General features: G+C 34.6%; 23 protein-coding genes and 1 other annotated feature. Of the genes, 15 read left to right on the forward strand and 8 right to left on the reverse strand.

Annotation, left to right across the window (positions count from 1 at the left end):
* Positions 1-87: 87 nt before the first annotated feature.
* Positions 88-333: a binding site (T-box leader), on the forward strand.
* 58 nt (positions 334-391) lie between these two features.
* The 3 genes from IAI10_RS14095 to IAI10_RS14105 are packed head-to-tail and all read left to right on the forward strand — an operon-like array spanning position 392 to position 2,657.
* Complete coding sequence (locus IAI10_RS14095) at positions 392-1,204, forward strand: amino acid ABC transporter substrate-binding protein (RefSeq protein WP_315673923.1); 813 nt, start codon at positions 392-394, stop codon at positions 1,202-1,204.
* Between the two features lie 12 nt (positions 1,205-1,216).
* On the forward strand, positions 1,217-1,900 hold the full coding sequence (locus IAI10_RS14100; RefSeq protein ID WP_315673924.1) for an amino acid ABC transporter permease: 684 nt from the start codon (positions 1,217-1,219) through the stop codon (positions 1,898-1,900).
* A gap of 13 nt (positions 1,901-1,913) precedes the next feature.
* Positions 1,914-2,657 carry an amino acid ABC transporter ATP-binding protein gene (locus IAI10_RS14105; RefSeq protein ID WP_315673925.1) on the forward strand — a complete coding sequence of 248 codons (744 nt, stop codon included), beginning with the start codon at positions 1,914-1,916 and terminating at the stop codon, positions 2,655-2,657.
* A gap of 71 nt (positions 2,658-2,728) precedes the next feature.
* On the opposite strand, the gene IAI10_RS14110 is transcribed toward IAI10_RS14105, so the two are convergent.
* The 4 genes from IAI10_RS14110 to IAI10_RS14125 all read right to left on the reverse strand — a co-directional run bounded on the left by IAI10_RS14110 (position 2,729) and on the right by IAI10_RS14125 (position 6,849).
* Positions 2,729-3,181: a hypothetical protein gene (locus IAI10_RS14110; protein WP_315673926.1), complete on the reverse strand. Its 453-nt coding sequence runs from the start codon at positions 3,179-3,181 to the stop codon at positions 2,729-2,731.
* Between the two features lie 101 nt (positions 3,182-3,282).
* Positions 3,283-4,524, reverse strand: a complete 1,242-nt coding sequence (locus IAI10_RS14115; protein WP_315673927.1) for an MFS transporter — start codon at positions 4,522-4,524, stop codon at positions 3,283-3,285.
* 158 nt (positions 4,525-4,682) lie between these two features.
* Entirely contained in the window at positions 4,683-6,149 is a 1,467-nt protein-coding gene (locus tag IAI10_RS14120; RefSeq protein WP_315673928.1) for a HAMP domain-containing sensor histidine kinase, read from the reverse strand.
* Positions 6,139-6,849, reverse strand: coding sequence for a response regulator transcription factor (locus IAI10_RS14125; RefSeq protein WP_315673929.1), 711 nt, complete (start codon positions 6,847-6,849; stop codon positions 6,139-6,141). The genes IAI10_RS14120 and IAI10_RS14125 overlap by 11 nt, the downstream gene beginning before the upstream one ends.
* A 218-nt stretch (positions 6,850-7,067) precedes the next feature.
* Between IAI10_RS14125 and IAI10_RS14130 the strand changes: the two genes are divergently transcribed.
* Together IAI10_RS14130 and IAI10_RS14135 are read left to right on the forward strand one after the other, a co-directional pair.
* Positions 7,068-7,739, forward strand: coding sequence for a hypothetical protein (locus IAI10_RS14130; RefSeq protein ID WP_315673930.1), 672 nt, complete (start codon positions 7,068-7,070; stop codon positions 7,737-7,739).
* A gap of 14 nt (positions 7,740-7,753) precedes the next feature.
* Positions 7,754-8,107 carry a FlxA-like family protein gene (locus IAI10_RS14135; RefSeq protein ID WP_315673931.1) on the forward strand — a complete coding sequence of 118 codons (354 nt, stop codon included), beginning with the start codon at positions 7,754-7,756 and terminating at the stop codon, positions 8,105-8,107.
* A gap of 103 nt (positions 8,108-8,210) precedes the next feature.
* Here IAI10_RS14135 and IAI10_RS14140 read toward each other — a convergent pair whose 3' ends face one another.
* Positions 8,211-9,518, reverse strand: a complete 1,308-nt coding sequence (locus IAI10_RS14140; protein ID WP_315673932.1) for a glycoside hydrolase family 27 protein — start codon at positions 9,516-9,518, stop codon at positions 8,211-8,213.
* A gap of 147 nt (positions 9,519-9,665) precedes the next feature.
* On the opposite strand from IAI10_RS14140, the gene IAI10_RS14145 reads away from it, so the two are divergent.
* Positions 9,666-10,508, forward strand: a complete 843-nt coding sequence (locus IAI10_RS14145) for an AraC family transcriptional regulator (protein WP_315673933.1) — start codon at positions 9,666-9,668, stop codon at positions 10,506-10,508.
* Between the two features lie 5 nt (positions 10,509-10,513).
* Here the strand turns inward: IAI10_RS14145 and IAI10_RS14150 are convergent, their stop codons facing one another.
* On the reverse strand, positions 10,514-10,861 hold the full coding sequence (locus tag IAI10_RS14150; protein ID WP_315673934.1) for a hypothetical protein: 348 nt from the start codon (positions 10,859-10,861) through the stop codon (positions 10,514-10,516).
* A gap of 692 nt (positions 10,862-11,553) precedes the next feature.
* Here IAI10_RS14150 and kdpF point away from each other — a divergent pair.
* The 8 genes from kdpF to IAI10_RS14185 all read left to right on the forward strand — a co-directional run bounded on the left by kdpF (position 11,554) and on the right by IAI10_RS14185 (position 20,545).
* Entirely contained in the window at positions 11,554-11,631 is a 78-nt protein-coding gene (kdpF, locus tag IAI10_RS24675) for a K(+)-transporting ATPase subunit F (protein WP_396334395.1), read from the forward strand.
* A gap of 49 nt (positions 11,632-11,680) precedes the next feature.
* Entirely contained in the window at positions 11,681-13,360 is a 1,680-nt protein-coding gene (gene kdpA / locus IAI10_RS14155; RefSeq protein ID WP_315673935.1) for a potassium-transporting ATPase subunit KdpA, read from the forward strand.
* Positions 13,361-13,433: 73 nt separating this feature from the next.
* Positions 13,434-15,494 (forward strand): potassium-transporting ATPase subunit KdpB, encoded by a 2,061-nt coding sequence (gene kdpB / locus IAI10_RS14160; RefSeq protein WP_315673936.1) that lies wholly within the window; start codon positions 13,434-13,436, stop codon positions 15,492-15,494.
* Between the two features lie 26 nt (positions 15,495-15,520).
* On the forward strand, positions 15,521-16,141 hold the full coding sequence (locus IAI10_RS14165) for a K(+)-transporting ATPase subunit C (RefSeq protein ID WP_315673937.1): 621 nt from the start codon (positions 15,521-15,523) through the stop codon (positions 16,139-16,141).
* Between the two features lie 111 nt (positions 16,142-16,252).
* Positions 16,253-18,094: an ATP-binding protein gene (locus IAI10_RS14170; RefSeq protein ID WP_315674000.1), complete on the forward strand. Its 1,842-nt coding sequence runs from the start codon at positions 16,253-16,255 to the stop codon at positions 18,092-18,094.
* A 14-nt stretch (positions 18,095-18,108) separates the two neighbouring features.
* Positions 18,109-18,708, forward strand: coding sequence for a response regulator (locus tag IAI10_RS14175; RefSeq protein WP_315673938.1), 600 nt, complete (start codon positions 18,109-18,111; stop codon positions 18,706-18,708).
* An 11-nt stretch (positions 18,709-18,719) separates the two neighbouring features.
* Positions 18,720-19,829, forward strand: coding sequence for a universal stress protein (locus tag IAI10_RS14180; protein WP_315673939.1), 1,110 nt, complete (start codon positions 18,720-18,722; stop codon positions 19,827-19,829).
* A 191-nt stretch (positions 19,830-20,020) separates the two neighbouring features.
* A complete protein-coding gene (locus IAI10_RS14185; protein ID WP_315673940.1) occupies positions 20,021-20,545 on the forward strand; it encodes a methyl-accepting chemotaxis protein in 525 nt (174 codons plus the stop codon).
* A 51-nt stretch (positions 20,546-20,596) separates the two neighbouring features.
* Here IAI10_RS14185 and IAI10_RS14190 read toward each other — a convergent pair whose 3' ends face one another.
* Together IAI10_RS14190 and IAI10_RS14195 are read right to left on the reverse strand one after the other, a co-directional pair.
* Positions 20,597-21,205 (reverse strand): DNA-3-methyladenine glycosylase, encoded by a 609-nt coding sequence (locus IAI10_RS14190; RefSeq protein WP_315673941.1) that lies wholly within the window; start codon positions 21,203-21,205, stop codon positions 20,597-20,599.
* An 80-nt stretch (positions 21,206-21,285) separates the two neighbouring features.
* Positions 21,286-22,650 carry a sodium-dependent transporter gene (locus IAI10_RS14195; RefSeq protein ID WP_315673942.1) on the reverse strand — a complete coding sequence of 455 codons (1,365 nt, stop codon included), beginning with the start codon at positions 22,648-22,650 and terminating at the stop codon, positions 21,286-21,288.
* Positions 22,651-22,840: 190 nt separating this feature from the next.
* Here IAI10_RS14195 and IAI10_RS14200 point away from each other — a divergent pair, with 190 nt between their 5' ends.
* Entirely contained in the window at positions 22,841-23,443 is a 603-nt protein-coding gene (locus IAI10_RS14200) for a TetR/AcrR family transcriptional regulator (protein WP_315673943.1), read from the forward strand.
* Positions 23,444-23,600: the final 157 nt, after the last annotated feature.

Raw genomic sequence — 23,600 nt, forward strand, 5'->3', positions numbered from 1 at the left:
TAATATCAAAATATAAAATATCCATTGACAGGGTAAGTATAAGGGAGTAGTATATATTTAATAATTAATTCCGATAGGATTAGTAGGAATAATGCTGTGATAAGAAATAGTAGCATAGGGAAACTGCCAGAGAGAAATTCTTTAAGCTGAGAGGAATTTTAAGTGTAAACTATGTGAATGCATCTTTGAGCACTGCTTCGAAATTTAGTAGACAGCAGCAGGTACGCCTGTTAAAGCGTTAGGGTATGTATGTGCCTGAATGGACGAGATGCCATAAGCATAAGTATTTTGGCAAGTAGAGTGGAATCGCGGAAGTTAACTTCTGCCTCTATAATTAGAGGCAGATTTTTTTTACAAAAAATAAATTAATATTAAAAATGGGGGTATAAAAATGAAAAAGAAAGGTTTATTTTTAAGTATTGCATTAGCACTAATTGTAGCAGTGGGGGCAGCGGGCTGCATATCCAAGACAGGTCAGAATACTGGGTCAACTTCATCAAAAAACCTTCTAGAACAAATAAAGAGTGAGGGCAAAATTCGTATTGGTACTGAAGGAACTTATGCTCCTTTCACATATCATGACAGCACAGGAAATTTGACTGGCTTTGATGTAGATATAGCTAATGAAATAGCAAAACGTATTGGAGTAAAAGCAGAGTTCGTTGAGACGAAATGGGATGGTATGTTTGCAGGTCTGGATGCCAAGAGATTTGATGCAGTTGTAAATGAAGTTACAATAAAAGATGACCGTAAGGAAAAGTATGATTTTTCCACACCATATATAACTTCAAGAGCGGTGCTTATAGTAAGACAAGATAATAATAGTATTAAATCCTTTGAAGATTTGAAAGGGAAAAAGAGTGCACAGTCGCTAACCAGTAATCTAGCTGACATTGCAAAAAATTACGGAGCAGAACTTGTACAAGTTGACGGCTTTAATCAGGCTATTGATCTTCTTTCATCAAAGAGAGTAGATGCTACTGTAAACGACAGCTTATCTTATCTGGATCTAAAGAAGCAGAAGCCAGATGCTCCAGTAAAATCAGTGGCTGATTATGATAATGCATCTCAAAGTGCAGTACTGTTTAACAAGGGGAATAAAGAACTTGTAGATGCAGTAAATAAGGCACTTAAGGATATGACCTCAGACGGCACATATCTGAAGATATCAAATAAATGGTTTGGTACTGATGTATCAAAATAGTAAGGTGATAGCATGAATTTCGATCATAACACATTAAGAATATTAAATATATTAAAAGATTCTTTTTTCCCATTATTGAAGGCGGGACTAGAATATACAGTCCCTCTTGCTGTTATATCTTTTATACTTGGATTAGCATTGGCTCTTGTTACTGCACTAGCAAGGATATCAAATATGAAACTCTTGTCTTTTATAGCTAGAGTTTATGTTTCCATCATAAGAGGGACTCCTCTTCTGGTTCAGCTTTTCATAATTTTTTACGGGCTGCCAGATATAGGAGTAACTTTACAGCCATTAACTGCTGGAATAATAGGATTTACCTTAAGTGTAGGAGCTTATAATTCAGAGGTTATAAGAGCGGCTATTTTATCTATACCTAAGGGGCAGTGGGAAGCGGCTTATTCTATAGGCATGAATTATAATCAGGCCTTAAGAAGAGTTATACTTCCTCAGGCGGCAAGGGTTTCGGTGCCGCCGTTAGCAAATTCTTTTATTGGACTTGTTAAGGATACTTCTCTTGCTGCCACTATAACCGTTACAGAAATGTTTCAGGTAGCCCAGGTAATCACAGCAAGAACCTATGAACCTCTTTGGTTGTATATTGAAGCAGCAGTAATATATTTTATGTTTAGCAGCGTACTGACAGCATTTCAGAATAGAATTGAGAAGAAGCTCTCTATGTATGTAACAAGGTAGATTGGAGGTTGCTATGATAGAAATAAATAATTTACACAAAAGTTTTGGAAATACAGAAATTCTAAAGGGAGTAGACCTTCAGGTTAATAAAGGAGAGACAGCAGTTATTATAGGTCCATCTGGTTCCGGAAAAACTACCCTTTTAAGATGTATAAATCTGTTGGAAACTCCTAATGAAGGGCATATAGCTATTGCTAATTTACGATTAGACTTTGATGGTAGAAAGAAAATTTCTGCTAGTGAAATAATAAATCTCAGAAAGAAAACAGGTATGGTTTTTCAAGGCTTTAATTTATTCCCTCATATGACAGCGATAGAAAACATAATGGAAGGGCAAGTAACTGTGCTGAAACGTTCAAAGCAAGAGGCTAGAGATAAAAGCCTTATTCTTCTTGAGAAGGTTGGACTTTCAGAAAAGAAAGATCAATATCCTTATGAGCTTTCAGGAGGTCAGCAGCAAAGGGTGGCTATTGCTAGAGCTATGGCTATAGAGCCTGAGGTGCTGCTATTTGATGAACCCACTTCCGCACTAGACCCTGAATTGGAAGCGGAAGTTCTGAAGGTAATGAATGAACTGTCTCAGGAAGGCATGACTATGATTGTAGTGACTCATAAAATGAGCTTCGCAAGGGATGCTGCTCACAAGGTAGTATTCATGGATCATGGGGCAATTGTGGAGGCCGGAACTCCTGACCACATATTTAAGGATACAGATAATCAGCGATTAAAACAATTTTTAAGTATCGTAAGTGATTAAAGTTTTAGTATGGTTATGGCTTTTAATACAAGCTGCTCTATTTTAACATGGTTTTAAGGCGGAAAAATATATTAATTTCCGCCAGCAAACTGCCCTCCGAATATGTCTTTTAAATCATTAATAATTTTGGTGTTATTTCCTGCATATAGAACTATAATATTGCCTTTCTTGTATAAATGAGGCGGGTAAGCATAATCTACTTTAGTTATTTTATTGTCATTTGTAAATGTACTCCCAGTGTTATCTATATATTTGGAGTGCTTTTCCATTTCTTTGTTGCTTTCAAATAAGTATATGCTTAGGATATCTTTATTAATTATCATAACCTTCCTTGGAGCATCAATGAATTCTTCTCTTGCTGTATCTTTAATTTCAAAACTATAATTCTTAGCTTTCATCTTTTCTTGGAGTTCATTAATGCCAAAGGTACCTCTGGCGGCTGTCTTATTTCTACAACCTGCAAAGCTGCAGAGAACAATTATAAATGATATAAATAATACAATAGAACTATTTAACTTTTTCATAACAGCACCACCTGTAATATAGACTCATAAAGCCTAGGAAGGGTTCACTGTGTTATAGATAAGTTTTCAAATTGTATTATATTTTAATTTCAGATATATATTTATGATTGTAAGTTCTCTTGAACCTCTTGCTTTACCAATTCAGGTTCCTTAAGAGAGAAACACATAAGTACACCTATTATTAATATGGCAATAAGCAGATTCATAGGCAGGGACATGGAGTCTGTCTTAGGTGACTTCAAGGCATCTATTCCTACGATGAATATAACACCTGCTATTTGTCCCATCATCATCAATAAGCCTGTAGAAGTTCCTTCAGGTGCAGGAAAAGCAATTTCTGAACCATATTGGAAACCTAATGGAGCGCAGCTTAGCATGAAGAATCCAAGTATGCAGGCTGAAATCATCACTACTAGGAAGCTGGTTCCGTAGGTTATTCCTATGAGACCAGGAATAGATCCTGCCAAGGCTAAAATTATGACTTTCACTCTGTTTTTTACTATGTCAGAAAACGTTGGAATAACAGCAGAACCAATCACACCGCTGGCGATCATCCCTCCTCCTATTATTCCTGCTTGAACTGAAGTGAATCCATGTGGCTTTAATATGTCTTCAATCCAAGTGGAGATACCGTTAAATATGCCTAGGCATACGAAAAATACTATCATAAGCATTAAAAAATCTTTTTTCTTCAGCATCTGCTTCAAGCCATCAAAGACTAAAGATCTTTCCTCTTCCTCAGGCTTGCATTGCGGGGTAGGCGGATTTTCTTTTGTAAGCAGGATAAACAATATTGCAGAAGCAAAGGCAGCGGCTCCATATATAACAAGCATTGATGGTATGCTACCAGAAGCTATGAGATAGGGAGTCAGAACCAGCCCTATGATTAATCCTGAATATCCGGCAAGCCAAGATAGGCCAGAAGCAAGTCCTCTTTCCCTTATAGGAAACCATCTAGTTGAAACAGTGGTTACCGCATTAACAACAAAAGGTTGTCCAATAGCTATGCCAATTTGAAAAATTAATACTAAGGTATAGTTAGCGGCAAAAACTCCTCTCAGAAGTCCAAATATGCCTGTTAAAAGGGCACCTATGCCAACGCCTATACGAAAACCAAAGGTATCGATTATCCAAGATGCAGGTATTGATACAAATATGTATACCACCATAAATACCATTGATAATAATCCTACATCTAATTCAGATATTTTATAGAAGGCAGCTGTATCACTAGTGATGGCTGCGAAGGTTATCCATAAAAGTTGCTGCATGGCCATCATAAGCATGAAAATAAACAGGATGATCCATCTGTATTTATAAGTCTTGATTTTATAAGTCTCCATAATATATTCCTCCCATTATTAATATAATTTCCTTAATACCATATATATTTTAATACTTTTTTAGCTGAGTAGGTGTATAAAAATAAAAATTTTAAATATTTGAAAATTAACTATAAAAGTGGTTTTAAAATGTAAAATTACTAGTTATAATACAAAAATTAGAAGTAAAATGGTAGTTCGATAATGAACAAAGCTCCATCTTCAGAGTTTTCAGCCATGATTTTGCCCTTTGACTTTTCAATTATATTTTTGCTTATGGACAGCCCAAGCCCGAAGTTTCCCTTTTTCCCTTTATAGAATCTTTCAAATATATTTAAAAGCTCGTTAGCGTTAAAACCTGGACCATCATCTGATATTTTCAGTATAGCTAGGTTTTCATTTTCTAAATTTAAGTCCACTTTTACATAGGAGTTAGCATATTGTATGCAGTTGCTTATAATATTTATTATAGCTCGTGAAAGTCTTTCCTTATCTCCAACAATGTTTATTGCATTATAAGGGAAACTAGAAAGTATCTGTATATTTTTTTTAGCAGCTATTAGATTCATTCGGCTTACACAATCATGGATGAGTTCATTAAAGTTCACGCTGCTTATATTATAATTTTCTTCAATAGCTTCTAGTCGTGACAAATATAATAGATCCTCAACTAATTTAGTCATTCTGCTGGTTTCATCCATTATGATTTCGGCAGCACTTTGGCTTTCGACCACATCATATTTTATGCCTTCAGCATAGCTTTGAATGGACATCAATGGAGTCCTAAATTCATGAGATACATTTTCAAGAAAGGTTTTTTGAGCCTTATCATAGTTTTCAAGTTTTTCAGACATTATATTTATGTTTTCTACCAATTCATTTAATTCCTCATACACAGGAGTTTCTATTTTATTTCCAAAGTTTCTCTCAGCAATAGCTCTTATATATTTATTAAGGTAGGCAAAAGGCTCTGTGATTTTTTCAGAGATTCTTAAAGTTATGAATGTAGTTATTATAGCGGAAAAAATCAAGATGGAGAGCAGAATAATATTTACATCAAGCTGAAGCTGATTTATTTTTTCAAGACTTGAGTATATTATTATCCAGCCTAAACCAAAAGAATTCTTGTCAGATACAGGTTTCACTACTGCTATGTATTTTATATTAGATAATTTAAAGGTTAAGTATCTATCTTTATTAGAAGCCATGGATTTATCAATTTCATCCTTCAGCTGTTCCATAACATTTTCGGGTATGGAGGCGCTTTTTTCTGAATAGGGAACTACTCTGTTTTTATTATTGTCTAATAAAATAAAGTCAGCATTTAGAAGAGTGAGAGGTTCCTTTAAGGAATGCTCAAGCATGTAGTAGTATCTAAAGGGATCACTACTAGGCTCAATAGGATTTGAAATAAATTTATTTTTTTTATCGGAAGGAGGAGTTTGAGGAGTAGGAAAGAAATCTGGACCATGCTCTAAGGCAGTAAATTCAGCGTTAGAAGCTATTTTATTTAATTGAGTTAATGTATCTTTTTTCATGTACATGTGCGCTGCAAAATTAAAAATTATAGTAGTTAGGGTAATCAATGTAATGATAGCTATTATGTTATATTTAAAAATTCTCCATTTAATTGAGTTACTTTTCATCAAATCCTTCCCTTTCGTATAGTCTAAAGCCAAAGCCCCATATAGTATGTATTTCTACCTTTGATCCAGAGGAAGAAAGCTTCTTTCTCATTCTTTTTATCATATCATCTGTAGCTCTAGTCTCAACTTTATTTTCAAACCCCCAAATCTTCCCTAGAAGCTCTTCCCTGCTAACAGCTCTATTTTTGTTTTTAGAAAGATAGATAAGCAGAGATAATTCCATAGAAGAAAGGTTCAGGGAAACATCGTTTACCACAGCTTCCTTGGTATCTATGTTTATAGTAATATCTGAGATTTTTAATATGTTAGAAGATTGGATGCTACTACTATCTAATTCTATTCTTCTGAAAATGCTATTGATTCTTGCAATAAGCTCTAATGGACTGAAGGGTTTAGTTAAGTAGTCATCTCCTCCTAGGCCAAGACCAGTTATTTTATCCATTTCTGTATCTTTAGCGGAAACAATTATTATAGGGACACTGCTTTTAGACCTGATCAAGGAGCAAAGTTCAAAACCGTCTATTTCAGGCATCACTATATCAAGAACAAGAGCATCAGCTTCTTTTTCATTAAAGGCTTGAAACAGAGAAAGTCCGTCATTAAAAATTCTCACCTCAAAGCCTTCTTTTTCTAGGAAGGACTTTATAATATTACAAATATTTATTTCGTCATCTGCTATATAGATAAGTTTGCTGTTCATTAGTTAAGTTCACCTCAATATACATTCTATCATAAGCCAATAATTTAAATAAGTATTGATATAGTATGTATATCGCTCTTTTTGTATATAACATTATTTTCACAAAAAGTTGCCACAGTTTTGCCACAGTATCACAGTAAAATAAGAGCAAAAGCTTATCGATAAATTACTATAGGAAGAAAATAAATGCAGGGAAGCAGACTAAAGGAGAGAAACATATGAATACAATAAGTAGTACACAAAACACAATTGACGGGTATACCCAGCAGGCAATAAAACAAAAGGAAGCACTAGAAAAATATCAGGCTGAGCAGGAACAAACTCAAAAGAATAATGATTCAATTAATATCAGCAATAGTGCTAGTCAAGCATTAACAAATACTGCTCAATCTTCAGTTATGAGCAGTCCTTTATCTAGTTTAGTGGAAGCAGGAACTATTACTCAGGATCAGGCAAATTCTGTTTTAAGCGCATTCCAGTCTATAGGAAATCAAATTCAGAATTCAGGAACATATAGTAATACATCAAAACCACAAAATCCATTGGATACCCTAGTTTCAAATGGAACAATAACACAAGATCAAGAGAATTCCATTAAAACAGCTTTGAAGGAATCTATGAAATCTCATAAACATCATCACAAGGATCAATCAGAAAAGCCTCCAGCAAATCCATTAGATAACCTAGTATCTTCAGGGACTATCACTCAAGATCAAGAGACTGCAATAAATAACGCTTTCCAGGCATCAGCACAATCTAATGATCAAGGACAGGATGGCTCTCAGCAATCACCTACAGATATTTTAGATAGTTTAGTTTCTGCAGGAACAATAACACAGGATCAGGAAAATGCAATTCAAAATGCATTTCAAAGTGATATGAATGAATAATTTAGGAGGTTATTATGAGTATTTCTTCGATTTCATATGCATCAAATAATTCATCTGCAGCAACCACACAAAGCAGCGATGTAACCAGCCTTGAAAAACAGAAGGCAAATCTTCAGCAGCAGTTGGAGCAGGTTAATAATAGCAAGGAGGATGAAAAGACTAAGCAAGCTAAGACTAAAGAATTGGAAGCCAAAATCCAGCAGTTAGAAGCTGAGATTCAGCAAGCGGAGTCAAGCAAAGCAAGCAGTGCTTCTGGTAAAAGCGACGATTCTTTAAAGTCTGTTAGTAGCGATAATAATAAAAGCAAAACAAGTAAAGAAGAAACCAGTGAAAACTCAACAGGCAGTACAGTTGATGTTTATGCTTAATTAAATTAATACTATGCTTTAAACCATAACCTATTCAATTTAAGGAATGTTATAGATCAGTGTTAAAAATAAACACTGATTTATAACAGCACCTAAACTTCAGTCAAATTGCTTTGCTTAATTTGTAGAGCAGAGCACCATGAGCTGGAATGTACATAGCAGGCAACTCATTTAAAGCCCCCAAATCTTTATGCTTCCACAAATCCCTCACTATGACGTCCTCTTTAATTCCAAGAGCCTCTAAAGAAATATTTAATGCCTTTGTTTCATCTGATAAATTGAAAAGTGCCACATAATCACTTCCGTCATTATCATCTTTGCTTCTCCAGACAGCATGGCTCTCGTCTTTTTCAATCTGCTCAGCTCCATGAGCTCCAGTTACGAGATGCAGCACTTCATGATTGGTAAGCAGAGCAAGAGTTTTCTCATCAAGCTTTGTAAGCTCAGCTCCAATCATAAGAGGTGAGCGGAATATACACCAAAGGGTCATTAAGGTTATTTGCTCATCATAAGTGAAATTTGTATAACGCTCATGTCCAAAGCCTTTGCCCAGCCAGCCTATAGGCAGCATATCGCAGTCTGGATAACAGCCTTCTGAAACATGCTTTTGCCAAACTTCGCAGCGAAAAAACATATTTTTAAGCAAGTTCCAATTGTCCCAGAAATCATCAGTTATACGCCACATATTGGAATATTTCTCTAAGTGCCAGGCTTTTTCTATTACAGCTGGCCCAGGGGAAAGGCTTAGCACTATATTTCTGCCGCAGTTAGCAATTGCATTATGGATCAGCTCAATTTCTTTTTCAGCGGAATAAGGATTTTCAGGATACATATTGGTATTGCATATGTCATCAACCTTCACAAAGTCGATACCCCATTCTGCATATAACTGAAAAATTGAATTGTAATATTCTTCAGCTCCCTTCATTTTATAGTTTACTCCGTACATATCTGGGTTCCATTTACTTATGGAGTAGGGATCAGCAATTTGGTCCGCTGTTAATTCTGTATCCTTTATTTTTAAATGCATATGAGCAGCATATCTAGGAATTCCTCTCATGATATGTATACCTAGTTTCAATCCAAGGCTGTGAATGTAATCAGCTAGAGGTCCAAAGCCTAAGCCATTTTTTGAAGATGGAAATCTGTTTTCTGCAGGAAGTTGTCTTGAATATTCATCCATGTTAAAGTGGCTGAAGTTTATATACTGAAACTCATCTCTCTTGCTGCCAGCATTAGGGTCCGACCATTGAATGTCTATTACTACATATTCATAGCCATAAGGCCTTAGGTATTTTGCCATATATTCAGCATTTGCTCTAACTTGTTCTTCGTTTACTGTAGTGTCGTAATAATCATAGCTGTTCCAGCCCATAGGAGGGGTTTTTACATAAGAGTTTTTTAAAAGCATAAATTATCATCCTTTCTAATGATAAAGTAATATTTTGATTAGATTTTATTAGTGTGATTATTCTCCAGTGATATAATATATACTGAGTATATAGCTGCATAAAGGCTGTAACAAGAGAATTAAATTGATAAAAGGGGTAAATTTTTGATGCCATATGAATTTAGAAATTTTGGCTTTGTTTCTTTTGATGATATACCCAATCCTCCCTTTGAACTAAAGGATATGGGAATAGAGAAACGAAATACCATGGATTATTATTTTGAAAACAACAATAGAGATATTTCTGGCTACTTATTTCAATATACATTGAAAGGATATGGAATATTTGAAACCGGCAATGAGGTACATAGAATTGAAGCTAATAAAGCTTTTTTTGTTGAAATACCAGGTGAGGATAAATATTATTGTCCTTCAGGTATTGATGAAAACGGATGGCAAATTCTGTATTTCCATTTTGAAGGAGCTGCAGTAAAGCCCTACTACGATAAAATAGTGCAGAAAACGGGAAAGATTTTAACTCTTCCTGAAAGCAGCAAAGTGATACAGTATCTTCTGAACTTTCATCAGCAGCTGATAAATGGAAGGAAGCTTAAGCCTTTTATGGGCAGTGAAATAGTATTCCATTTTTTGTCCTTGTTATGCAGAACCATAGCATATAATGAGGAAGATTACTCCTTGAGAACCAGACTTGCTATAGAAAAAATGGAAAATGAGTTTTCAAGCATCAGCGGAATCGACAGCTTGGCTAGGAGTTTAGAAGTTTCTTCAAGTCACTTTGTCAGAGAATTTACAAGGGAAACAGGAATAAATCCTATAAGATATTTAACAAATATTCGAATTGAAAAAGCAATGAACTTACTTCAGAATACAGGGCTTTCAATAAATGAAATAGCTGCAAGGTGCGGCTTCTCCTGTGGCAACTATTTCAGCAAGGTATTCAGAAAAAGCACCAAGCTTTCACCCTATCAATTTAGAAACGAAAGAAGGTGAAAAAGCTAGGATTTTTCAAAGCTATCTTTATAAACTTCATCGGATGATGAAAAAACAATTTCTGAACCCAAAATCTTTCCAGATAGAAGCGAATTACTAAGAATGCTTTTATCTTTAGGATTGTAATTCAAAGCTATATGATTATCTTTTATGGTATATTTCCCTTCTACACTTTCCGAATTTTTATCTAAAATATAATATAGTTTAAAGGTATTGTCAGCCTTTAACAGCAAAATTTTATTGGTGTTTTTAAGGCATACGTACTTACCGGAATAAGAAGTTTTTTTATGAGGAAAAAATACAAGCAATGAAAAACAAACTATAAATATGGTAAAAACCAATCTTTTTTTCATATATAGCACCTCTCTTAAATTAGGTTCTGTTTTAAATCAGTGTTGATTTTTACACTGATTTAAAACTTCCTTTAAAAAATACTGAAGCCATCTCCTTGAAGTCTGAATTAATTATATTCCCTGCAAAACATAAAATGAAAAATTCTATAGAGGATTATTGATATGACCATGAATGAAATTTTAAAAAATAAGCCTAAATAGCTATAGTTTTCATAATTTTATTAAATCAGAGCCAGCTGATTAAAATATTTTCATAAGTGCATATTGGGGCAAGATAAATTTTGAACAAATGTTTAAATTTAAACTGCTTTAAAAATGCAAATGTCAAAAATACAAAGGACAAATTTTCATTTAAATAATGAATTTGTTTACAAATAAGATAATAATATTCCCACCTTACAAAACGGCTTGAAACTGAGAATAGGCTATGAAAAAGCACATTAATTTGTTTAAACAAGCTATAACAGTAGCAAGAATTATTTAGTTTAGAAAAGCTGAAGTTTTAGTTTTAATATGGACCTGCACTATAATCTATATATCCTAAATGTAAACAAAAAGTTAAGAGGGGGATTAATTATGCTAGATCTTTTATTTGTGGTATTGCTTGCAGCTGGTTTTGGTTTTCTCGGTTTAGTTATAAATTTTTGTGAAAAGCAAATCGGAGAGAAGAAAGAGTAAAGGGGAGATATATTATGTGGGCACTGATAGCAATAATAGTTTTTATTTTCGTCTACCTTAGCTATGCACTCATAAATCCAGACAAATTTTAGGACACATTAGAATAAATTTTATGAAGCAGGAAGTCAGGAGGTACTTCAAATGGAAATTTTACAGATAATCATACCATTAGTCATATTTATGCTTTTGGTGGTTCCTACGGGAAAATATCTTTACTATGTTAGCACAGGTGAGAAGGCTTTTGGAGATAAGGTTTTTAATCCAATAGACAATTTTATTTACAAAATATGCGGGATAGACAAGAAAGAGGAAATGGGATGGAAAAAGTATGTGGTAGTACTTATTTTAGTAAACGCGGTTATGACCTTTGCAGCGTATCTAGTGCTTAGGGTACAGTCCTATCTTTTTCTAAATCCAAACGGCATAGGTAATATGGAGCAATCCTTGACCTTTAATACAGTAATAAGCTTTATAACCAATACTAATCTTCAAGATTACAGCGGAGAGTCTGGGGTATCCTATTTAAGCCAGATGATCGTAATGACATTTTTCATGTTTACTTCCGCTGCCAGCGGATTCGCAGTGGCTTTAGCCTTTATGAGAGGCATCATAGGCAAGAAAAAGCTTGGAAATTTCTATGTGGATTTTGTTAGAGTTATTACAAGAGTTTTACTTCCTTTATCAGTTATAGTAACAGTTCTTTTAGTAGCTCAGGGAGTTCCTCAAACCTTAGCCGCTAATCACACGGTAACTACTATAGAAGGGAAGCTTCAGGACATAGCTTTAGGACCAGTGGCTTCTTTAGAGGCAATAAAGCACATAGGAACAAATGGAGGAGGCTTTTTTGGAGCTAATTCAGCTCATCCCTTTGAGAATCCTAATCCTATATCAAATTTAATTGAGCTTTTATCAATGATGCTGCTGCCAGGTGCTTTAGTGTACACCTTTGGTATGATGCTGAAAAATAAGAAGCAGGGATGGGCTATATTTGCCGCTATGGCAATTTTGTTTGTATTGGTTCTTCCTATAGCTTATACAGCTGAGAAGACTGGCAATCCAGCTTTAGCTAAGGTAGGTTTATCCCAAGCTATGGGCAATATGGAAGGCAAGGAGGTAAGGTTTGGAATACCTCAATCGGCACTGTTCACTACTGTGACTACAGCTTTTACCACAGGAACGGTGAACAACATGCATGACTCCTTAATGCCTTTAGGTGGACTAGTTGCCATGATAAATATGATGCTTAATGTAGTTTTTGGCGGTAAGGGTGTAGGTTTCATGAATATGATGATGTATGCCATACTCACAGTATTCTTAGCAGGACTTATGGTGGGAAGGACACCTGAATTTTTAACAAAAAAATTGGAAGGAAAAGAAATTAAATTAGTAGCTTTAGCTATAATAATACATCCATTTTTGATACTCATGTTTTCTGCCTTAGCACTAATAATGCCCCAAGGACTAGCAGGAATAAGCAACCCTTCCTACCATGGATTGTCGCAGATTATATATCAGTATGCTTCTTCCGCAGCTAACAATGGATCAGGCTTTGAGGGACTTGGAGATAATACCTTGTTCTGGAACACCACAGCAGGTATAGTAATGTTCCTTGGAAGATATTTATCCATAATTATTTTAATGTCGGTGGCAGGCTCCTTAGCTTCTAAGAAAGCTGTACCAGTAACAGCAGGTACCTTTAAGACAGATAATACTATGTTTACTATAACCTTAGTTATTGTAGTACTTATAATAGGAGCTTTGACCTTTTTGCCTGCCATAGCACTTGGACCAATTTCTGAGCATTTAACTTTATTTCATTAGAATGGCAGGTAATGCTTGATTAAGGAAAGCCTTTATGATAGAAGATTAAATTTAACAATAAGGAGACTTTTATATGAGTAAGGAGAAAAAAAGCAAATTTATTACTTCAAAAATAGCTAAACAGGCTGTAATAGATGCTTTTGTAAAATTAAATCCTAAATATATGATGAAAAATCCAGTCATGTTTGTGGTGGAAATAGGTTTTGTAATAACTTTATTCCTAACTTTTTTTCCAGCAGCCTTTGGAGATAAAGGGGAAAATCTATCCTTATATAATTTCATAGTTGCTGTAATATTGTTTATCACAGTACTATTTGCTAATTTTGCGGAAGCAGTGGCAGAAGGAAGAGGTAAAGCTCAGGCAGAAAGCCTTAAGAAAACCCGTAAGGATACTATGGCAAAGCTTATAACTTCAGATGGAAGCATAAAGACTGTAAGTGCAGGAGAATTGAAAAAAGGCGATATAGTGCTGGTAGAGACAGGCGATATAATACCTAATGATGGTGAAGTTATTGAGGGACTAGCTTCCGTAGATGAATCCGCAATAACTGGTGAATCTGCACCAGTTATGAAAGAAGCGGGAGGAGACTTTGCCTCTGTAACTGGAGGCACAAAGGTGGTAAGCGATTGGCTTAAGGTGGCAATAACTGTTACCCCAGGAGAATCCTTTTTAGATAAGATGATAGCTTTGGTAGAAGGAGCCTCAAGACAGAAGACACCCAATGAAATTGCCTTAAATACTGTGCTAGTAAGCCTTACCTTAATATTTCTAATAGTTATTGTAGCCCTGTATCCTATGGCTAGCTATTCTGGAGTAACTATAAGGATAGCTACATTAATAGCACTCTTGGTTTGCTTGATACCTACTACTATAGGAGGACTTCTATCTGCTATAGGTATTGCTGGAATGGACAGAGTTACAAGATTCAATGTAATAGCGATGTCAGGTAAAGCAGTGGAGGCCTGCGGAGATGTGAATACCATGATATTAGACAAGACTGGTACTATAACCTATGGTAACAGATTAGCAGCTGAATTCATTTTTACCGAGAATTCCAATTTAGAGGAGCTCATAGATTTTTCAGTCATAGCTTCCTTAAAAGATGAAACTCCAGAAGGAAGATCTATAGTAGATTTAGGCAGAAAGCTTAATACTAAGGTAGAAGAGTCAGAGTATGATAACTTAGATTTTATAGAATTCACAGCGCAAACCAGAATGAGTGGAGTGGATCTTAAAGACGGTAAAAAAATTAGAAAAGGTGCTCAGGATGCCATTAAGAAATTTGTGCTGGAAGCGGGGGGAAAGATTCCAAAGGATTTGGATGAAGGATTAACTAAAGTGTCAAAGGCTGGAGGTACACCACTTGTAGTATGTGTAGACAATAAAATATATGGTATCATATACCTAAAGGATACTGTAAAGCCTGGACTTGTAGAGAGATTCCAAAGACTGAGAGATATAGGTATTAAAACTGTGATGTGTACAGGAGACAATCCCCTTACCGCTGCTACCATAGCTAAAGAAGCAGGGGTAGACGAATTTATAGCTGAATGTAAGCCTGAGGATAAGATAGAAGTAATAAAGAAGGAACAGGCTGAAGGAAAGCTCGTGGCAATGACTGGGGATGGAACTAACGATGCGCCTGCACTAGCTAAGGCAGATGTAGGTCTTGCTATGAACAGCGGTACAACAGCTGCTAAGGAAGCTGCCAATATGATTGACTTAGATTCAAATCCTACTAAGATATTGGAAGTGGTAGAGATAGGAAAGCAGCTGCTTATAACCAGAGGTGCGCTAACTACCTTTAGCATAGCTAACGATGTAGCTAAATATTTTGCTATAATTCCTGCAATATTTATATTAGCCATACCACAGATGCAGGTGATGAACGTGATGAAGCTGTCTACACCAAATAGTGCCATACTCTCTGCCTTGATATTTAACGCCATAATCATTCCGATGCTTATTCCGATAGCTATGAAGGGAGTTAAATACAAACCTATGAAATCTGAAATGCTGCTGCTTAGAAATATGCTTGTGTTTGGACTAGGAGGGGTAGCAGCACCTTTCGTAGGAATTAAGGTTATAGATATTTTAATAACACCTATTTTGAGAATGCTTAGTTTAAGTTAGTTAAATAGGTAAAGGAGATTGAAATTATGAAAACACTAAAAAAAGCTATAATGCTAAGTATGGTTTTAATGCTTTTATGCGGAGTTATATATCCTTTAGCCATGACAGGAATCAGTCAGCTTGCCTTTAATAAAAAGGCTAATGGGAGTATGATAACCTTAGATGGCAAGGAAGTTGGTTCAAGTTTAATAGGTCAGAGTTTTACTGATCCAAGATTTTTTAGAGGCAGAGTATCTTCCGTGAATTATAATACCTACACAGAAGATGACAAGAAAGCAGGAAAATATACTGGAGTAGCTTCGGGTTCACAAAATCTAGCTCCTTCCAATAAAGCTCTTGCAGATAGAGTACAAAAGGACATAGAGGATTTCTTGAAGACTCATCCAGATGTTAAAAAGGAAGATATACCTACTGATTTGCTTACAAGCTCAGGTTCAGGCTTAGACCCGGATATATCTCCTGAGGCGGCAAAAATTCAAATTTCAGCAGTAGCAAAAGCCACAGGTATAGCTGACTCGGATTTGGAACAGATGGTTAAGAAGCACACTACAGGTAAAACTCTTGGTATATTCGGAGAGCCTAGAGTGAATGTGCTTCAGGTTAATTTGGAAATCGCAAGTATTTTAAAGCAGCAGGGAAAACTATAATTAAAAATCATATATGGCAAATTGCAAATTTTAAATCAGATTTGCAATTTGTCTTTTGTCATTTAAAACATAGCTCTAGCTATAAAAGAGACAGGACACATTTTATTGGAGGTGGTTTATATTAAAACTTTAAAGGGAAAGATAACCTTTGTGTGCGTATTTTTAGTACTTATAATAGCTATGCTGGGCATTGTTTCATCTTTTAGTATCTATGGACTTGGGAAATCTATAGACGGATTAATGATAGATAACTATAAAAGCATAGATGCTGCGAATAAGATGAACAATAATATAGAGGCACAGGATAAGGCTATTTTAGAATATATACTGCTCCAAAAAAATGAAGCATTAGATAGCTTTTATAAAAATAATGATGAATTCTACAGCTGGTTTGACATAGAAAAAAACAATATCACTGAGGTAGGAGAAAGGACAATAGTTAATTCAATAAATCAGGATTACGTTGATTTTTCAAAATCCTTTTCTCAGCTTCAAGAATATGAAAATAACCATAATAGCAATGAAACTGTAGAATTTTATAAGAATAATATCTCACCAAAGCTTAATAAAATAAAGGGAGATTTAGAGTCCTTGTCTTCCATTAATGAAAAGGCTATGTTTAACGGTAAAAATCTTGTTAAAAATAGGGCAGTAACGTCTATGTATATAGTGCTAGCAGTTTCAGCTGCTTCTGCTATAGCTGGACTTTGGATATCTATATGGTATACGAAAAAAGCGCTGACACCTATTTACCTTCTTACAGAAACCATAAAGTCTGTGAAGGAAGGAGAATTGAATAAGCAAGCTCCAATAATAAATCAAGATGAAATAGGTATGCTGGCACAGGAATTTAACAGTATGACTTCCAGGCTCTATGAATTTGAAAAAAGTACCGCAGGTAAGCTTGTGGCTGAAAAGAATAAGTCTATAGCTATAGTGAAAAGTATATCTGATCCATTGATTGTATTGGATGAGAGTTACAAAATCATATTGCTAAACGACTCCTGTCAGGAGCTCTTTCAAATTAAGGAGCAGGAAGCACTAAATAGTCATCTGCTTGAGAGCATTAAGAATATAGAGATTTATGATTATATATTTAATGTAATAAATAACGATGATCAGGATATGGAAAAGATAATTAATATTAATAGTCAGGATAAGATTCTTTATTTTAATATAACTGTTAAGGCTGTAAAGGACAGAAACGGCAAAACAAAGAATGCTGTTGTACTGCTTAAAAATGTAACTCAGTTCAAAGAACTGGAGAGAATAAGAACAGATTTTATAGCTACAGTTTCACATGAGCTGAAGACTCCTCTTACATCTATAATGATGGGAGTTGGACTTATGAAGGATAGAAAGCTTGGTACTCTTAGCGATAAACAAGACAGGATTTTAGAAACAATAAAGGAAGAGGCGCATAAGCTTACAGAACTGGTAGGAAATTTGATTAAATTATCAAAGCTTCAGTCAGATAGAGCTTTGTTTGACATAGCTCCTTGCCCAGTAAAAGCTTTAGCAGAGGAGTGCATAAAAAATTTTAAGGAACAGGGAGAAAGTAACGATATAGCCATATATAATTCTGTGGAAGAAAAACTTCCCCTTATAAAGTGTGATGAAGAGAAAATAATCTGGGTATTAAACAATCTAGTATCAAATGCTTTAAGATATACCTCTTCTGGTGATGAAATAATAATAGGAGCCTATGTACAGGATGGGAAAATGAATATATATGTAGAGGATACAGGAGAAGGCATTCCTAAGGAAAACATAGATAAAATCTTTGATAAATTTGTAAAGCTTAATAGCTATGCCGGTGAATTGCCAACTACAGGTCTTGGATTATATATTGCAAAGGAGATAGTAGAAGCCCATGGGGGAAGTATAATTTGTGAAAGTGAGCTGGATAAAGGAAGTATATTTACATTTACATTACCGCTGGCAGAAAAATAATTTGGAGGTGAAACATGAAAAAGGTTTTGGTGGTAGACGATACTAAAAATATAAGAGTATTGCTGACAACCTGCTTAGAACTTAGAGATTATGAAGTTATTACGGCGGATAACGGAAAAACCGCTTTGGAAGCTGTTAAAGCTCATAAAAAAGATATTGATTTAATATTTTTAGATATAAGAATGCCGGAGATAAATGGCACAGAGGTATTAAAAGCCATAAGAGATTTTGGCATAGGCTGTCCTGTAGTCATGATGACTGCTTACGCAACCGTTAAAAATGCAATAGATTGCACAAAATTGGGAGCTGTTGCATATCTTCAAAAGCCCTTTTCTCCAGAGAGGGTTAACTCTGTCCTAGATGAAATATTCTCTTTAGAGCCAACTAAAATTCTAAAAAAGGAAAGTAAAAACGATGTTTATTATATTGAAAAAGCTAAAAGCTTTATGAAAGATGGTAAATTTTCGGAAGCTTACGGAAGTTTGAAGCTTGCTTTGGGAAAAAATCCTTATAATAAGGAAATATACTCTCTTATAGCATTGGTAAATGAAAACACTAATAATAAAAAAGAAGCCAAGCGTTTTGATGCTATAGCAAAACTATTTGAGGAATAGGATTTGATATTATGGAGAAAGAGTTCTATGAAGAATTTAGAAAGAGAAAAAGAGGAAAACTAAAAATATATATAGGGGGAGCTCCAGGAGTTGGCAAGACCTATCAAATGCTGAGAGACGGTAATGAAATGAAGTCTAACAATGTGGATATAATCATAGGTCTTGTGGAAACTTATCAGAGAGAAGGTACTGTTGCCCAGATAGATAAACTTGAAGTTCTTCCTCTTAAAAAAATTGACTACAAAGGAGTTAATCTTAAGGAATTAGATTTAGAGGGGATAATTAAAAGAAATCCTCAGGTAGTAATAGTGGATGAACTAGCGCATACTAATGTGCCAAGCTCTAAGCATCAAAAGCGTTATGAAGATGTTTTAGAATTGCTTGAAAATGGCATCGACGTTATGACAGCAATAAATATTCAGCATTTAGAGAGCTTAAATGATCATGTGAGCAGAATGGTGGGCGTTAAGGTAAGAGAGACTGTACCAGATAAAATATTAGAAATAGCGGATGAAATAGAAGTCATTGATATATCTCCAGATGCCCTTAGAGATAGGATAAGAAGTGGTAAGATTTATTCTAAGGATAAGATTGAAACTTCCTTAAATAACTTTTTTAGAGTAGGTAATTTGACTGCGTTAAGGGAATTAACCTTGAGAGAAGTAGCAGATGAAGTTGATGAAAAGCTTACTATTTATAAAAATGAAAAAAGCATAGAAGAACTCACTGGAGGAAAAGAAAAAATCTTAGTATGCGTTAGTCTCAATTTTAATTCAGAGTATCTTATAAGAAGAGGCTATAGAATAGCAAAGAATTTGAAGGCTGAACTTTTGGTATTATACATCAATAATGAATTTAAGCATACAGAAAAGGAATTGGAGAAAATATATGAAATAGGGGTTCTATGCAATAAGCTAGGGGCGGATTTCAAAATCGAAAAATCAAAGGACACAGCTAGTTCCATAATAAAGTATGCTAAAGCTAACAATACAACTCAGATAGTTATAGGACAATCAGCCCGAACAAGACTTCATGAAATTATAAGAGGTTCAATAATAAGAAAAATAATGCGTGGCAGCAGATATATAGATGTTTTGGTAGTAGCAGATCCTAAGCATTAAGCACAAGGCCTTGATATTGAAATGTAATTCAGTATTATTTTTCTATTATACTAGAATATTAAAATTTAATAAGTAAAACATAATCGCTTATGATATAATGTTATCATAGTAAAAATAGTCAATAGGTGAGGATATTTTATTGAAAATTTCTATGATATAAAAATATTTTAGTGATAACGGAGGAAAAAAGTATGGCAATAGAAAATAACCAAGCTCAGCAGTTAAAGCAATATGTGGAAGAGATACACAGTGTATTAAACGACATAAAAAAAGAATTTAGTTTTGCAGAAGATCCAACAAAAAGCGAAAATCAAATGGAAGGCTTTATAAGCACTTTTGAGAACCTTTTAAAGCATACAAAATTTATTGAAGGCATATCTAGAGATATAAGCGATGTAGCAACTAAAACTAATCTTTTAGCCCTTAATGCCTCTATCGAATCCGCTAGAGCTGGCGAAGCCGGAAAAGGATTTTCCGTAGTTGCCTCAGAGGTTAAAAAACTATCTGTAAGCACAAAAGATTTAGTTTCTGGCATGAATGATGCAGTTAAGAAGATATATTTTTTAACTGATGAAGCTTCAAAGAAAATAGAAGAGCTAAAAGAAAGAATGGAACATGCTGAACAAATGAAGTCAGGCTTTCATAGGTTTTCTGATCAATTAAATTCTATGGATGAAAAATTAAGCGAAGTGGAAACAATAATTAAGAATTCTTAATAGCTATATTTTAGTATAATGAATAGAAAAAACGTGGGATTACCACGTTTTTTATTTTACGCTTACATTTGCATTATCTTTAATATAGAACCTCCAAGGCTTATCTTTATATTCTTCAGCATAGTCTATACCTATTCGCTTAGAGGTTACTATTTCAAAAGCATTATTCCCCTCTTCAATATAGAGGGTTTCACCACATAAATCCTCACCATTTAAGCTTTTACTTATGGATAATGCGCTGCACAGCTTACCAGGGCCATTGGTCAAATTTTTTATTTGAGTCTTAGTGAGCTTCTCGTAGGGTTTTTTAAATCTGTTATGGCATATAGAATCTATGCCGTAACAAGGCTCTAGTGCGCGTATCAGAACAGCCTGAGGAACGCCTTTTTCCCTAGTGACTACATTAAAGCAAAAATGCATGCCATATATTACGAATACATAGGAAAAGCCAGCCTCTCCATACATAACTTCTACTCGCTTTGTTCTTCTTCCACCATAGGAGTGAGCAGCCTTATCTTCTATGCCAAGATAGGCTTCGGTTTCAACTATTTTTCCGGCTATTTTTTTGCCATCTACCTCATGTACAAGAATCTTTCCAAGTAATTCTTTTGCAACAACTATAGTATCTCTTTCAAAAAAGTTTCTTACTAGTTTATCCATATACCTATTCTCCTTTTCACGGCTGCAGCAGTTTTTTGAAACATTGACTCCCCAACTAAAGGAATGTTTTAAATCAGAGCCTATTTGATAAGTCCTGATAAAAATACTATCACTAGTAATATAGGAGTTATATATTTAACTATGTAATAATAAACGTTAAAAACTTTTTGGCTTGTTTTACCTCCATTGGTCAATTCCTCTCTTACAGAATTTTTATCTATAAAATGTCCAACCAATATGGATATAATAAGTCCGCCTAAAGGCAGCAATAAACTTGAGGAAATCCAATCCAAAGAGTCAAATATACCTTTGCTGCCAATTATAGTTATGGAAGCAAAAATGCTCTTAGGATGCACGGATAGGGCTGGAAAAATGCCCACTACAATTATGATAAGTCCGTTTATTATAACTGCTTTTCTTCTGCTTATGCCCTTTTCTTCAGTAAAATATGCTATTATTACCTCCATCATGGATATCATGGCGGTAGTAGCTGCGATGCCTGCCAATATGAAGAATATAGCTAGAAGTATATTACCAAAGGGAAGCTTTGAAAAAACCATGGGAATAATTTTGAACAAAAGGCCAGAACCTGCATCTGGTTTTACATTAAAGGAAAAAACTGCAGGGAATATAGCAATTCCAGCCAAAAGAGACACTATTGTATCAGCTAAGGCTACTCTTCCAGCTGTGTAGATCATATCGTTATCTTCGGTAAAATAACTGCTGTAGGTAATCATTGTTCCCATGCCTAGAGACAATTTAAAGAAGGCCAGCCCCATGGCAGCTATAACTACGGCAACAGTCACATGCGAAAAATCTGGTTTGAATAAAAAGGTTAATCCTTTTGAGGCGCCTGGAAGTAAAAGAGATCTTACATCACAAATCAATATCAAAATGAAAAGTATAGGCATCAAGGTTTTGGTAACCCTCTCAATACCGTTTTTTACGCCAAATAATAGTATGGTGCACACCACGACTACAGCTATTATTTGCCAGATTACTGGTGATATTGGACCCAAAATAGCATTGTTAAATTGATTTGAGGCGGAAGCTATATCTATATTATTGAAATCTCCTCTAAGGCTTTTTAATATATAAGAGTAAACCCATCCTGCTACGGCACTGTAAAAGAACATGATCATGTAAGCTGCCATAAGCCCAAATACACCCAGTGTTTTCCAAAAGGGTTGTTTAGGTTTTAGTGCATTAACAGCACCTAATACATTTTTTCTAGTTTTCCTTCCTATGAAAAATTCGCTTATCATAACTGGCAGTCCTACTAACAGTATGCAGGCAAAATAAATTACAAGAAATGCTGCACCGCCATTTTCACCTACAATATAGGGAAATTTCCATATGTTGCCTAAACCTACTGCTGATCCTAGAGTTGCAAAGAAAACACCCAGACCTGAGGAAAAGATTTCTTTTTTGTTTTTGTTTTCCAATTTTGTCCACCACCATTAAAAGATTTTGAATATGCAGAAGGTATTTTACTATTTGAAAACCTTTCACTATTATATCACCATATCATAAATTTATAATGGCATCAATAAGTTCTAAAATAAAGAAAAATTTATATTTACTTTTGTAAAATAAGCGAGTAGAATATATTTAAAAATGAACGGGGGTTCAGCCATGCAGTATTTAAAAGATGATGTGAGAGAGAAAATTCTTTCTTCAGCTTTGATAGAGTTTAGAGAACACGGCTATGAAGTAGCTTCTATGAGAGGCATTGCATCCAAAGCCGGCATAGCTTTAGGAAGCACATATAGATACTTTAAAAATAAGGAGGCCCTTTTTTCTGCATTAATTGAACCAGTATACTCAAAGATAGTAAAATATCTTAACAATATGCAAGCAGAGATAGATGGAAATCCATGCAATGCCAGCGAGGACTCCGTTGCTTATATAAATGAGATTTATAATAAAATAATAGAGCTAGTAGACGAGTATAGTGCTGAAGTAGTAATAATATTCAACAAAAGTGAAGGTTCAAAATATGAGAATGTGAGACAGGAATTTGTAGTTATGGTTAATAATATCTTAGATAAGGCCTTCCAAGAGGAAATATTAAAAGAAGAAACCAATAAAATAATACTAAATATATTTTCTCATACAATTGTTGATGCAGTTACGTTAATGCTAAAAGAAAACAGTAATTATACCAATCGAAAGCTTCTCCTTGATAGATTGCTTAGTTTATATGTAAAAGATTTACCTGATAGACTTATCACATAAGCTATGCTAAATAAATTTTTATTTAACGTCTGTTCCATATAAAAGTTTAATATAAAAATGAACTTAGGTTCGCTGTTGAAACTATTTTCAGGAGGTGATGCGGATTAAAAATGAACAATTGTTCATTGACGATTAATATTTATTGAAAAAGCAAAGG

The sequence above is a fragment of the Clostridium sp. 19966 genome (assembly GCF_032335695.1).
Taxonomy (GTDB): Bacteria; Bacillota; Clostridia; order Clostridiales; family Clostridiaceae; genus JACTOJ01.